Source organism: Amycolatopsis pithecellobii, from assembly GCF_009707865.1.
GTDB classification, from domain to species: domain Bacteria; phylum Actinomycetota; class Actinomycetes; order Mycobacteriales; family Pseudonocardiaceae; genus Amycolatopsis_E; species Amycolatopsis_E pithecellobii.
This window is the reverse complement of the sequence record NZ_WMBA01000031.1, coordinates 69934-82341: the sequence shown is the minus strand read 5'-3', so window position 1 is coordinate 82341 and position 12408 is coordinate 69934. Positions and strand designations below refer to the sequence as shown.

The following is a 12408-nucleotide window of genomic DNA, read 5'->3' as shown; positions in this document are numbered from 1 at the left end:
GGGCTGGCGCGTAGACAACTCTGTGGCACAGCGCGGGAAGTGAACCGTCCGCGAGCCGTGGCAGCACCTCGGGCAGCTCGTCGAAACCGCTCTCCCCCGTGATCAGCACCTCGAACGCCGGGTTGGCCAGCAGCTCGAGCGCGAGCGCGACCCGGTCGCCGAACGTGCGGCGCGCGCGCCGTGCCGGCGAGACCATGCCGACCTGGCTGGCGCGGACGGACAGCCGCCGCGAATGGAAGAACTCACCGAGAGGCACGCTCACCTTCCGGTCCCCGTACCAGCTCAGCTCGACGACCTCGCCCTCCGTGCCGAGCAGTTCGAGTGACCGCGCGAGCCCGGCGTCGGTCGCGCTCGCATGCACCACGAGATCACAGTCGTGCGCGGCGGTTTCCGGGGTGGCAAAGGAGATTCCGAACGCGTCCGCGATCTCCCGGCGCGCCGGGTCGGCGTCGACCAGCTGCACCCGCGCGCCCGGGAACCCGGCCAGCAGCCCGGCGACACTGGCCCCGACCATGCCGGCGCCGACCACCGCGATCCGGTCTCCGATCAGCGGCGCGGCGTCCCACAACGCGTTGACCGCAGTCTCCACGGTGCCGGCCAGGATCGCCCGGTTCGCCGGGACCGCGTCGGGCACCACGGTGACGGCGGACGACGGCACGATGTAATGGGTTTGATGCGGGTACAGACAGAACACGGTGCGCCCGAGCAGATCCGGCTCTCCTTCCTCGACCACGCCGACGTTGAGGTAGCCGTACTTGACCGGCCCGGGGAACTCCCCTTCCTGGAACGGCGCGCGCATGAGCTCGTACTGGCTCGGTGGCACGCCGCCCCGCAGCACGAGCGATTCGGTGCCGCGGCTCACCCCGGAGAACAGCGTGCGCACCAGCACTTCCCCGGCCCCCGGGGTGCCGACGTCGGCCGTGCGGAGCTCACCGTGGCCGGGCGGATTGAACCAGAACGCCCGCGCGGTTCGTGTCATCGATGTCCTTCCATTTCGCGCACAAGGGAAACGATGATCACACGAGCCGAGTACAGCACAGTCCCCGCCGGTCAGGAGCTCGCCGCCGGATTGGCCGCGCAGATCCTGCTGCTGGCGGGGCTCGGCGCGCTCGCCGGCCTCGGGCCGGCAGGCTGGCTGACCGGCAGTGTGTTCGGCGCCGCGCTGTGGGCGCTGCTCACGTCCGCGACGCGGCGTTCCCGCTCGTCCACGCTGGGTCCGGCCGATCTTGTGACGCTCGCCAGGGCGGTCCTCGTCGGTGGTGTCGCCGCGCTGGTCGTCGACCGCGCCGGCACGGCGCAACCGGTGGCGCTGTTCGTGACGCTGGCCTCGGTGGCGCTTGTGCTCGACGGGGTGGACGGGCAGGTCGCCCGGCGCACCGGCACGACGTCGGCGCTCGGCGCGCGCTTCGACATGGAGGTGGACGCGTTCCTGATCCTGGTGCTGAGCGTCCAGGTCGCGCTGGCACACGGGCTGTGGGTGCTCGCGATCGGCGCGATGCGGTACGCCTTCGTCGCGGCGGCCTGGGCGATGCCGTGGCTGGGCGGGGCCCTGCCGCCGAGTTTCGCGCGCAAGACGGTCGCGGCGCTCCAGGGCATCGTGCTGGTGGTCGCCGCGTCGGGTGTGCTGCCTCTTGTTGTCACGGTCGTGGTGACCGCCTGCGCGCTCGCGCTGCTGACCTGGTCCTTCGGCCGCGACGTGCACTGGTTGTGGCGGCACCGTCAGGCACGCGCGAGCGACAGGTTCGCGCAGGCCTCTTCGATCCAGGTCAACGGTATCGCGCCGAACACCTTCCCATCGGTGCTGTCCGAGGCCAGCGACCGCCAGTCCTCGTAGCCGTGCGCGATGGCGAGCGATTCCCTGGTGCGCCTGATCAGCTTGTCCCCGGGTTCGACGCCCTCGGCCTTCTTCAACCCGGCGACGCGGCGAACGGCGTGCCACTGCATCAACTCGGTCTCGAACTCCTCGAGAAACGTCAGCTCGCACACCAGGCGGTCGGCGATCAGGCGAGTGTCACGCAGCACGCGAGCGAGCGTCGTGGCGAGACGTTCTCGGAGCTGGTGCGGCCGGTCCTGCGCCCCCGGCGAGCGGGCGAACTCCGGTTCGCCGACGACCAGCGGCCACACGTACTTCTGATATCGCCCACTGCCGAAAAGCCAGCGAACGAGCTCCTCCCCTGCCGTCCGGGAATCGTTGCCCAGCAAGGGATCGTGACCGGTGTAACGGACGGGCCGGGTGAACGCCGTGGTGTGCGGTGAGGGGACCGCAGCCGCGAGGCCCGCCACGAACCGCACCGCGCGAAGGGCGTCCCGGCGTTTGAGGTCGACGCGGCGGCACGCCGTTTCCAGCAGTCCGCCACGGTCCCCGATTCCGGCCTGTCTCAACAGGTGCGGCCAGGATCGATCGGCGAAGAACGTTTCGGCGGCCGCCTTTTTCAGCGCGACCGCTTCCGATGCGCTGAGCAGGCCACGGCCCCGTAGCTGGGTCGCTGCCGCGTGGACGTTGACCAGCGCCACGCTCACCGCCGCGTAGTTGTCGTCCGGGTTCGTCGTGACGGCAACCGCGTCGTCCGAGGTGAGAATCCCCGCCCGGTACGCCCGGTAGATCGCGCCGATCCCCCGGGTCCCCATGGGGTGGCATTCCGCCGCGCGGATCGCACCCATGCTCGACGCGCCGATGACCTCGGCTCCGTCGCTCGTCACCTCGATCACTTCGCGCGGTGAAATCGCGAGCGTGTGGGAGAAAGTGCCGTCGATGATGAGAAGGCGGCCGCTTCCCGCTTCCCTGACCGCGTACAGATCACCGCGCCGGGCCGGAGGCAGGACCTGGACGCCGGGAAGCAGGCGTCGCACCTCGTCCGGTCCCAGCGATGGACCGGTGAAGACCGTCGTCGTCACTGGACTAGACCACCTCTTCCAGCAGGCGCCGAGTGGGGGCACGGGAACTGTCGCCGTAGGGCGCCGCGAGGCCGGGAACGAGCACCCGCACCACCGGCACCCCGACGTCACGGCGAGTCAGTTCGCTGACCAGGCACCGCGAGTGACCGGCGAGGCGCAATCGGCGCAGGACCTCGCCCAGGTTGCGGTACAGGTCGCCGGTGTCCGAATCAGCCGGGAACGGATGCCGGGCCGGCCCGTACCGCAAGAGGTTCTGACGCTGCAGCATGGCCGGGCGCTGTGGCACCGGGCGCATCCCCTCGAATTCGTCACGGGCTCCGATGGCGACGACCGTATGTGCCTGCGCCGCTTCGGTAATGGCCCGGATCGCCGCACGGGCCGGATTCAGGTCGGCCCCACAGCCGAGGAACGAGGTTGTTCTTCCTTCGTAACCGGGAAAATATTCATCGAGCAGGGTCACCCGGATGACCGGGATATCGACGCCGGCGGACACCTCGTCGATGCAGACGTCGAGACCGTTTCCGGCGAGTTTCGCGACCAGTTCCGAGACCCGTTCGGGCAAGCTGGCCGGATCGATTATCCGGAGCCCTCGATTCCGTGACCACATCGGGTCGTGATGGGTATGATAGAAATCCTCCGCGGAAACGGAATTCCGCTCGACCACCTCATACAGGGCGTGCAAGGTCGCTTCGGTGTAGGTGTTTCCGGACGCCAGCCCATTGGTTTCGGGACCGGTGCACATTTCCTCCGCGGCGGGGCTGATCACCAGATCAGCCGGAACGAGAGAATGCCTGCCGCTGATCAGGTCATAGGCGCCGGTCCACATTACCTTCGTATCCGGCGTGTAGCCGGTATCGAACGAAAGGTCGAACAAAGCCGGATCGATGGCGTCAGAATTCATCAGATCGCGGTAGGAACCTCGCACCACGCGGTCCGGCGACAATTCCTCGGCGGACGTCCGCTCGATGGCTTCCATCACGGCGCTGATCTTCGCCGCCTGCGCGGTGGTGCCCTTACCTGCGTGAACGGTCAGATCGCGGGCCATCGGAGCCACGGCGGACCACACCGGGAGCCCGACCACGTCAATGGGGGTTGCGTCGTAGACACGAGTGATCGGCACGCGCGACAAAAGCGGCTCGAGCCAATTCCAGGTTTCGGCGAACGACTTCACATGCCCGGCACCTGTTACTTCGGGTATGGGCGCGAAATGACTCGCCCGCAACGTGGTGAACTCCTCAGCCCGCAGTTTCATGAGATGCCTATCGGTATTCTCGGATGTGGCATTCCGTTATCGCGGCCCGCGTGGGGTGGTCGCGTGCCGTCGCAACGTGACCACCCCACCGGTTTTCTACAGCATGGTGCGGAGCGGGCGCTTGATACTGTCGGTCTTCGAGGTGCGCTTCATTGCTAACATCCCTTCGACTGTTATTTCAGAACGCCCCGACCAGTGGGGGCGACGAATCATAACCAGGTTTCGGATGATGTAGTCAAGTCTTTGTCGATTTAGGCGCCGGCGGCTTTCCATTCCGGTGCCAGTATCGACCAAACCTCCACGTCAAAACGCGTGCCGCGATGGAGATAATATTCGCGCAGCACACCTTCCCGCGTCATGCCGAGCCGTTTGGCCACCGCGATACTGGCTTCGTTGGCGACGGCGGCCCGCCATTCCACCCGGTGAATTCCGCGCTCGTTGATGGCCCAGTCGATGATGGCGCGCGCGGCCCTGGTGACAAGGCCTTTGCCCGCCGCGGAAGGTTCGAGCCAGCAGCCCGCTTCCGCGATCCCGGTCCCGGCGTCGATCATCGCGAAGATGACGCTGCCGACGAGCTGGCCGGCCAGCCAGATTCCGTAGATCCGTCCCGTGTCGGCCGCGGTCTTGTCGGCGAAGTCCTGGAGGAACGACCGTCCGGAGGCGAGATCCGTGACGGTGTCCGGAAACCGGAGATATCGTCCGATGAACTCGCGGCCCCGGTCGACGAGGGCGATGAACTCCACAGCCTGGTACGGCTCGAGCAGCCGGAGTTCGGCGCCGTCGTCGCCGAGGGGAACGCGCAACACTATCCGGTCTCCATGCCTGCTCCTTTGCGATGGCATGCCGCCTGAGTTGCCAGCAGATTAGGTAACACATCCGGGGGGCAAGTAGCACTTGACCGGGTCTGTGCCCGAAATGCCACCGGCCTTGCCCTCCCGCACACGGAGGCGAGTTCAACCGAACGGGCGGGTTCACACGATCCGGTTTGCCGTCCTTCGAGCGGCCGCTCAGGATCGGGACATGTCATCGGACGAGGAAACGCCTACGTTCCCGACGACCTTTCGTGGCTACGACCGCCAGGAGGTCGACGAGTATGTGCGATCGGCGCGGGTGAAGGCGGAACGCCTGGCCGCCGCGTTGCGGGAAGCCGAGCAACGGCTGGACGAGCTGGCGGCGGACCCGGCGGTGCCGTTGCCCTCGCCGGGGTCCGGCACCATGGGCGCGCGGGTGGAGCGGATCGTGGCGCTGGCCGAGTCGGAGGCCAGGGAGATCCGCGAGCAGGCGGTGGAGGAGGTCGCCCAGTTGCGGGCGGAGCTGGAACAGGAAGCCGACCAGGCCAGGCGCTTCCGCGACCAGGCGGCGAAGGCGTCGGCCGAGGAGTCCCGGCGGATGGTGGAGCGCGCCGAGAAGGACGTCGCGAAGCTGCGCGAAACCCGTGCGGAGTTGCTGGAGCAGCTGGTGAAGATCGGCCAGACCGTGGACCTGGTGACCGAGCGCCTGACGGAGAAGGCGACACCGAAACCCCGCGACCCAGCACCGAAACCCCCCGCCGCGATCGCCGAGGCGAAGGCCCGCCTGAGCAAAGCCGCCGCCGACTGACGCCCGCCGTGGCCTCCGGGGTGGCCTCCGGGGGATGGCGTCCTTCGCAGCCTCGGTACTCAGCGGCACCAAGGCTCGGCGGGACGGCCAGCCGACGCGGTCCACGGCACCGGCGCTCCACGGCATCAGCGCTCGGCAGTATCAGGCTTCCCGGCCCCTCCGCGGCATCGGCAGCCCGTGCGGCGACAGTGCTCCCGCGTCGCAGCGGTCGGTCCCGGTCTCACCGAGGCCACGCGCACCCGCGGAACCAGGCGCTCCCGCCGCCACAGAGACCCTGACCCCACAGAGACCCCGGCGCCCGCGCTCCGCGGCACCAGCGCCCGGTCCCGATCTCACCGCCGCCGAGCACCCGGCAGGCACCCACGCCGTGGCCAGGCCCAGCCCACTCACCCCGAGAACATGCATTCCCGCGCCCACGCACCGCGGCGTCAGCCGTCGTCCGGGCCGGGGACTACGTGGATCGCTGCCTCTTCGGCTGACGCGGCGGCGCCGTCGATGCCGAGGTCGGTCGCGCGGAGTTCTTCGTCCCCTGCCTCCGCCGCGACCAGGCGGCCCGCGCGGGAGTCGCCGACCTCGTCGTCTCGTAGCTCGCCGTCCGTGTCGTCCGTGTCGCCGAGGTCGCCGAAATCGCCGTCCTCGTCGGGTAACTCCCGCGCCAGGCGGCGGTCCAGGCCCTCGCCCGATCGTTCCTCTCGCGGCGTGGTGCCCCAGTCATCCACGGCCCAAGGGCGTTCAGCGGCGGTGTAGCCCTCGTCGAGTGGATCTTCGGGGCGCCCGTATTCCAGGGTGTCGTCGCCGTCGAGCTGCTCGAAGACCTCGTCATCGTTGTCATCCGGCCAGTCGGCCATGGCCTGCTCCCATCGTGCACGCGGAAAAGCCCATTGTGCGGCGGAACGCACCGGCGTGCTCTAGATTTCCTGCATGACCGAGTCACCAGGACCCTACGAGCCCTTCCCCTCCGGCGGGGACGCCTCCCCACCCGCCGCCAAGCCTCCCATCCCGACCACGATCACCGTGGCGTTCTACTGCTACCTCGGGTCCACCGTCATCGGGATCGTCTCCGCCCTGCTCCTGCTCGGCAGCAAGGACCAGATCGTGGACACCATCCGCCGGAACAACACCGCCGGCCTCACCGAGAGCCAGATCCAGAACGGCGCCAACCTCATCCTCATCGTCTCGCTGGTCGTCGCCCTGCTGATCTCGCTGATCTACCTCTGGCTCGCGTTCAAGCTCCGCGCCGGACGCAACTGGGCACGCATCACGCTCACCGTGCTCACCGTGATCCAGCTGATCTCACTGGCGACGGGCCGTGCCAGCGGCGTCGTCGGGTACATAGCGCTGGTACTCGCCGTGGCCGGGCTGGTGTTCGCCTGGCTCGGCACGTCCAACGAGTACGTCCAGGCCGTGAAGCGGTCTCGCACCCTGTCCTGAAGCCCGGTCAGCCGCACGCCGGTGGCTGAGTGGTGGACGGCGCCGTCGTCGTGCTCGACGGCGCGGTCGTGGTCGTACTGTCCGATGTGGACGGTGTCGTCGTGCAGGATGGCGCCGTCGTGGTCGTTGTGCCCGGCGACGTGGTGGTGGTGGTCGTCGTCGTCGAAGTAGTAGTCGTCGTGGACGGCGTGGTGGTGGTGGTGGTGGTGGAACTCGGCGGCCGCGTCCCGTCGCCCGGCCCCGGCGGACCGGCAGGACCGGACGGCCCCGGCGGACCAGACGGGCCTGGCGCGCCCGGCGGACCGGACGGCGGCGCGGGCGGCGAACCAGGCACCGTCCCTGCCGGCGGCGCGGGCGGCACGGGTGGCGCGGCAGGCACCGTCACCGGAGGCGGCGGCACCGCGACCGGACCCGGCAAACCCGCGGCCCCGGCGATCGGCCCGGCGGGCAACAGGCCATCAGGCACCGAGCCGGCCCCCCGCTCGTAGGCATCGGCCCACAGCAGCACCGTGCGCACATACGTGTCGGACTGGTTGTACCGGAACACCGCCTCCGCCCGCTGCCGCGGATCCCGCAGATCTCCGCCGCCGGCACACAGGTACTTCCCGGCGGCCAGCGCCGCGTCGTAGAGGTTGTCCGGATCAGCCACCCCGTCACCGTTGCCATCCGAAGCGTAATTACGCCAGGTGCCCGGGATGAACTGCATGGGACCGACCGCACGGTCCCAGTGCGTATCACCGTCGTAGCGGCCGCCGTCGGTGTCCGGGATCGCGGCGACCCCGACGCCGTTGAGAATCGGCCCCAGGATCGGGGACACCGCCGCGCCGGCCGCGTTCACCCGGCCACCACGGGCATGATTCGACTCGATCCGGCCGATCGCCGCCAGCAGCGACCAGCTCAGGTGACACCCCGGCGCCAGCCGCGCCAGGTCCCGCTCGGCGCGGTGGTAGGCGTTCAGCGCGGACTCGGGAATGCCGAGCGCGCTCACCACGGGCGCGCCCAGCGGGGTCAGCGGCACGTCGGCGAACGAAGGCAGTTGCTGGAGCAGCAACATCGGGCTGCCGGCGGCGCCGAGAACCTCAGGGCTCAGCGCGGGACCGGTGGCGGGCTGACCGTCCACACCGACCTGCGGAGTGTCCACAGTGGACGTGAGTGCTATCGGAACACCGCCGCCGGCAAGGAAAGGGACCAAGGCGAGCGATGCGGCCGCGAGCGCACCGGCCTTCGCCTTCTGACCGCCGAATCTTCGGCCTGTCTCACCGGCGCCGTCCGCACGTCGCACTCCATGCCCCCGGGTCCTCGTTGTCCGGGCGGCCTTTCCCCCCGGCCTCGCCGATGATATAGCCCCGCGCCGGTCACCCGCAGCGACATTCCTGGCTGTTTGCCTTGCCTTTCCCGCGCATTACCCGGGCAGTGCCCGAAAGTCGGCGGCCGGAGAGGTTGGCGCGGACCGCCCAGTGGGAACTCCCCCGGAAATATCGCAGGTGTGCGCCGTCGTGGCGTGGTTCCATCACCGTGTGCGGGACACTGCGAGTAGAGCAGGTCAATGGGAGGTGCACGATGGGTGACGGGGCGGAACGTCCGGCGGGCGGCGGCAGCACGCCGGGTGCCGCGGGGAGCCAGTACCGCAATGCCGGGCATGCCGTGCCGTGGCGGGTCCGCGTCGCCGCGGCGCTGAGCTGGCGGTTCCTGCTCATCATCGCGGCGGTCGGCGTCATCGGCTGGGTGCTGGGTTACCTGTCCGCGGTCACCATCCCGGTCGGCATCGCACTGCTGGTGTCCGCGCTGTTCGCGCCCCTGGTGAACCGGCTCGTGCGATGGCACGTCCCGCGCGCGCTCGCGACGGTCATCGCCATCGTCGTGGGGCTGCTCGTGGTCGGCGGCATCCTCACCCTCGTCATCACCACGATCGCCGCGAGCCTGCCGCAGCTGCAGCAACAACTCTCGGCGAGCCTCGGCAACATCAACGGCTGGCTGCAGCGCGGCCCGCTGCACCTGTCCCACGACCAGCTTCAGCAGTTCATCGATCGCACGGTCGGCGCGCTGCAGGGCAACTCCAACGAATGGGTCGGCCGTGCGCTCAGCACTGCGACCACCATCGGCACCACCGCGACGGAGGCGCTGCTCGCGCTGTTCACCCTGATCTTCTTCCTGTACGGCGGTTCGCAGGTGTGGGAGTTCACGCTGCGGGCCGTTCCGCGGGACGTGCGGAACAAGGTGGACGTCGCCGGGCGCCGCGGGTTCGCCTCGCTCGTCAGCTACGTCCGGGCGACCGTCGCCGTCGCGTGCCTGGACGCGGTGTGCATCGGCGTCGGGATCTGGATCGTCGGGGTGCCACTGGCCGTGCCCCTCGCCGCGATCATCTTCGTCGGCGCGTTCATCCCCATCATCGGCGCGGTCGCGGCCGGCGCGGTCGCGGTGCTGGTCGCGCTCGTGGCCAAGGGGTTCGTCGCCGCGCTCATCGTGCTGGCCATCCTCATCGGCGTGATGCAGCTGGAAGGCCATGTGCTGCAACCGTTCCTGCTCGGGCGCGCGGTCCGGCTGCACCCGCTCGCCGTGGTGCTGGCCATCGCGGTGGGGGTGGAGGTCTCCGGAATCGTCGGCGCGTTGCTCGCGGTGCCGATCCTCGCGGTGGTGAAGTCGGCGGTCGGATCGTTGCTGCGGGACCCGGACCTGGACCCGGAGGGGATCGACGCCATGCGGCCAGGCAGTGCGCGGCCCCTGCCGGACCAGCCGGTCAACGAGGAGCCAGAGTAACCCCGCGGTGGATCGCTTCGATGAGGTCGAGGACCCGGATCGCGTCACGAGGGTCCACCGGCGGCGGGGCGCCGTCACGCAGGGTCCGCGCCAGTTCGGCGTAGAAGCCCGCGTAGTTGCCGGGTTTCGTGGGAATTCGCCGGGTGTCCCCGTCGATACCGAGCGAGCCCCACGCTTCGTCCGGTTCGTTCCCGAACCCGGGGGCGGTGGGCGAGACGCCCGACTTGAGCGCGCCCTCCTGCGGGTCGAGGCCGTATTTGGTGTAGCCGCCGGCTGAGCCCAGCAGCCGGAACCGGGGGCCGGCCTGTGCGGCGACACCGCTGAGCCACAGGTGCGAGCGCACACCGGACTGGTGTTTCAGCACCACGAACGCGTCGTCATCGGCCACCGCGCCCGCGCCGCGCCCGGTCACCTCGGCGTACTCCGGTTGCGCGTCGCCGAACAGGTGCAGCGCCTGATCGATCAGGTGGGTGCCCAGGTCGTACAGGATGCCGCCGCCCTCGCCGATGGTGGCCGAGGTTTTCCACGACGTGGCCCGACCGGTCCGCCATCGTTCGAACCGCGACTCGAACCGCCACACGTCACCCAGAGCGCCGTCGGCCACGAGTTCCCGCACCGTCTGGAAGTCGCCGTCCCACCGGCGATTCTGGAACACAGTGAGCGTCAGGCCCCGCCGCTCCGCCTTCGCGACCAGCTCCCGGCCTTCGTCCGCCGTGACACAGAACGGCTTGTCGATCACGACGGAGATCCCGGCGTCGAGCAAGGTGTGCGCGAGTCCGGCGTGCGTGGCCGGGGGTGTGCCGATGACGACGAGATCGAGGTCCAGACCATGAAGATCGTCCACAGTGGGCACGACCCGCACCGACGGGTACGCGGCGGCTTCGGCGCGGCGAGTCTCGTCACGGGTGACGACGGCCTCGAGCGAGTACGACGGGTCGGCCTCGATGAACGGCGCGTGAAAGATCCGGCCCGCGAGACCGAAGCCTGCGATTCCCGTGCGGATGACTGCCATACCGGTGAACTTACCGTGGCGGTGTTCAGGCTGTGGCCAGCCCGCGGGACGGACGAGCCGAGACTTCATTTCCGAACGTTCCACCGTGCCCGGTGGCACGAGGGTGACCTCGGCCCGCACGGAAAGCCGGGCGCGGATGAGGTTTTCCAGCTCTTCACGCAGCTGCGCCCGGTCACCCGGTGCCTCACCCCATTCGGCTTCGACGCGCAACGGCGGCTCCACCCGCGGCCCGGCGCCGGGCACCACGATCTGCACCGCGCCGGTCGTGCGGGGATGCCGGCTCTGCACGAGATCCCTGACAGCGGACGGGAAAACGTTGACGCCGAGCACGGTCAGCATGTCGTCCGTGCGGCCGATGCAGCGGATCAGCGGTGCGCCGTCAGCGGCCATATCGGTCACGACGACCCGGTCGCGGGTGCGGAAACGCACCGGCGGGCAGCGTTCGCGGTCCACCGAGGTATAGACCAGTTCGCCGGAGACGCCATGTTCGGCCGGGATGGGCTCGCCGCTGTCCGGGTCGATGAGCTCCGCCACGACATGCCGTCCGCCGGTGAACCGCATGCCGTCGCTGCCCGGTTCCTCACCGAACAGCACCGGTGCCATGTCGGCGTTGCCGAGCCCTTCGGTGACCGGCGCGCCCCGGGCGTAGGACGGGGTCGAATGCAACGCGGTGACGCCGAGGGCTTCCATGGCCAGCACCGCTTTCTCCGACGCGCCGGTGCCGATCGGCACGAGCGTCGAGCCGAGGCGCTCCAGTGCGTCCCGGATCGGCAGGCCGCCGACGAACAGGGTGAGCCCGGCGCATGTGAGCACAGGACAACCCTTTCCGCCGCATCTGTCCACATGCGACGAACAACACGGCCGAAGACTTGCGCCATGGTACGGCCGGAACCGTCGCTTCTATAGCCGCCAAAAGGAGCTACATCTTCGGCAGCGCGTCCGCGCTGGTGTTCGGCGCGCTGCTCTCCCCGTCGGTTGCCGTTCGGGGCGTTGCTGCGCGAGCAACCGCTGACGCTCCTGCTGGCCGGCCTCGCCGCGATCGCGCCGCCCGCGGTCGGCTACCCGGTCATTCAGATCGCAACCGCTCCGCGTTCCGCCGGGAAGCGGTTATATTGCGAGGAGGGGAACGGAAGCTGAACACCAGGAGCAGGGAGTATGAACGGCGCACAACCGCCGGGATCGGTGGCCGACCTCGCCGGTGATCCGGCGTGGCGGATCACCGCGGGGTCCACCGGCCGCTGGACCACCGCCGAAACGACCCTCGATCAGGGCGGGCGCGTCTGGCGCATCGGGCTCACGCCGGGTCCGGGCGGGGTGACCGCGCTGATCCTGTGGGCGGACGGCCAGGTGGTCGACCACGCCCGCGGCACCGAGGCGCTGATGTGCGCGCGGGCGCACCGGTGGCAGGTGAACCTGGCCGCACACCGCCCGTGGCACGAGGTGCCGCTGCCGGGCTGAGCTC

General features: G+C 69.6%; 12 protein-coding genes. 5 read left to right on the top strand and 7 right to left on the bottom strand.

Going from position 1 to position 12408, the window contains the following annotated elements; translation table 11 throughout:
* The coding region (locus GKO32_RS20090; RefSeq protein WP_154758417.1) for a zinc-dependent alcohol dehydrogenase at window positions 1-979 on the bottom strand (979 nt) is incomplete at its 3' end.
* Between the two features lie 33 nt (window positions 980-1012).
* Here GKO32_RS20090 and GKO32_RS20085 point away from each other — a divergent pair.
* On the top strand, window positions 1013-1834 hold the full coding sequence (locus GKO32_RS20085) for a CDP-alcohol phosphatidyltransferase family protein (RefSeq protein ID WP_154758416.1): 822 nt from the start codon (window positions 1013-1015) through the stop codon (window positions 1832-1834).
* Here GKO32_RS20085 and GKO32_RS20080 read toward each other — a convergent pair.
* From GKO32_RS20080 to GKO32_RS20070, 3 genes are all read right to left on the bottom strand, one after another.
* Window positions 1720-2895, bottom strand: coding sequence for a TfuA-like protein (locus GKO32_RS20080; RefSeq protein ID WP_154758415.1), 1176 nt, complete (start codon window positions 2893-2895; stop codon window positions 1720-1722). The two genes, GKO32_RS20085 and GKO32_RS20080, sit on opposite strands and share 115 nt — an antisense overlap.
* Window positions 2896-2899: 4 nt before the next feature.
* Complete coding sequence (locus tag GKO32_RS20075) at window positions 2900-4147, bottom strand: YcaO-like family protein (RefSeq protein ID WP_154758414.1); 1248 nt, start codon at window positions 4145-4147, stop codon at window positions 2900-2902.
* 251 nt (window positions 4148-4398) lie between these two features.
* On the bottom strand, window positions 4399-4953 hold the full coding sequence (locus tag GKO32_RS20070; RefSeq protein ID WP_312868186.1) for a GNAT family N-acetyltransferase: 555 nt from the start codon (window positions 4951-4953) through the stop codon (window positions 4399-4401).
* A gap of 214 nt (window positions 4954-5167) precedes the next feature.
* On the opposite strand from GKO32_RS20070, the gene GKO32_RS20065 reads away from it, so the two are divergent.
* Window positions 5168-5746 carry a DivIVA domain-containing protein gene (locus GKO32_RS20065; protein WP_166459659.1) on the top strand — a complete coding sequence of 193 codons (579 nt, stop codon included), beginning with the start codon at window positions 5168-5170 and terminating at the stop codon, window positions 5744-5746.
* Window positions 5747-6174: 428 nt separating this feature from the next.
* Here GKO32_RS20065 and GKO32_RS20060 read toward each other — a convergent pair whose 3' ends face one another.
* Window positions 6175-6594 (bottom strand): DUF5709 domain-containing protein, encoded by a 420-nt coding sequence (locus tag GKO32_RS20060; protein WP_154758411.1) that lies wholly within the window; start codon window positions 6592-6594, stop codon window positions 6175-6177.
* 73 nt (window positions 6595-6667) lie between these two features.
* Here GKO32_RS20060 and GKO32_RS20055 point away from each other — a divergent pair, with 73 nt between their 5' ends.
* Entirely contained in the window at window positions 6668-7177 is a 510-nt protein-coding gene (locus GKO32_RS20055; RefSeq protein WP_154758410.1) for a hypothetical protein, read from the top strand.
* A 7-nt stretch (window positions 7178-7184) separates the two neighbouring features.
* Here GKO32_RS20055 and GKO32_RS20050 read toward each other — a convergent pair whose 3' ends face one another.
* The gene (locus GKO32_RS20050; RefSeq protein WP_312868184.1) at window positions 7185-8459 is read right to left on the bottom strand and encodes a lytic transglycosylase domain-containing protein; all 1275 of its coding nucleotides are present in this window, start codon (window positions 8457-8459) and stop codon (window positions 7185-7187) included.
* Window positions 8460-8737: 278 nt separating this feature from the next.
* Here GKO32_RS20050 and GKO32_RS20045 point away from each other — a divergent pair, with 278 nt between their 5' ends.
* On the top strand, window positions 8738-9934 hold the full coding sequence (locus tag GKO32_RS20045) for an AI-2E family transporter (protein WP_154758409.1): 1197 nt from the start codon (window positions 8738-8740) through the stop codon (window positions 9932-9934).
* Here GKO32_RS20045 and GKO32_RS20040 read toward each other — a convergent pair.
* The gene (locus GKO32_RS20040) at window positions 9915-11759 is read right to left on the bottom strand and encodes a Gfo/Idh/MocA family protein (RefSeq protein WP_312868183.1); all 1845 of its coding nucleotides are present in this window, start codon (window positions 11757-11759) and stop codon (window positions 9915-9917) included. The genes GKO32_RS20045 and GKO32_RS20040 overlap by 20 nt on opposite strands.
* Before the next feature lie 342 nt (window positions 11760-12101).
* Here GKO32_RS20040 and GKO32_RS20030 point away from each other — a divergent pair, with 342 nt between their 5' ends.
* Window positions 12102-12404 carry a hypothetical protein gene (locus tag GKO32_RS20030; RefSeq protein ID WP_154758408.1) on the top strand — a complete coding sequence of 101 codons (303 nt, stop codon included), beginning with the start codon at window positions 12102-12104 and terminating at the stop codon, window positions 12402-12404.
* The last annotated feature ends 4 nt before the right edge of the window (window positions 12405-12408 follow it).

Excerpts from the sequence above, each read along its gene's own strand:
- GKO32_RS20085 (WP_154758416.1), top strand. The coding sequence starts at position 1,013 with ATGATCACACGAGCCGAGTACAGCACAGTCCCCGCCGGTCAGGAGCTC.
- GKO32_RS20065 (WP_166459659.1), top strand. The coding sequence starts at position 5,168 with ATGTCATCGGACGAGGAAACGCCTACGTTCCCGACGACCTTTCGTGGC.
- GKO32_RS20030 (WP_154758408.1), top strand. The coding sequence starts at position 12,102 with ATGAACGGCGCACAACCGCCGGGATCGGTGGCCGACCTCGCCGGTGAT.
- GKO32_RS20045 (WP_154758409.1), top strand. The coding sequence starts at position 8,738 with ATGGGTGACGGGGCGGAACGTCCGGCGGGCGGCGGCAGCACGCCGGGT.
- GKO32_RS20055 (WP_154758410.1), top strand. The coding sequence starts at position 6,668 with ATGACCGAGTCACCAGGACCCTACGAGCCCTTCCCCTCCGGCGGGGAC.
- GKO32_RS20075 (WP_154758414.1), bottom strand. The coding sequence starts at position 4,147 with ATGAAACTGCGGGCTGAGGAGTTCACCACGTTGCGGGCGAGTCATTTC.
- GKO32_RS20060 (WP_154758411.1), bottom strand. The coding sequence starts at position 6,594 with ATGGCCGACTGGCCGGATGACAACGATGACGAGGTCTTCGAGCAGCTC.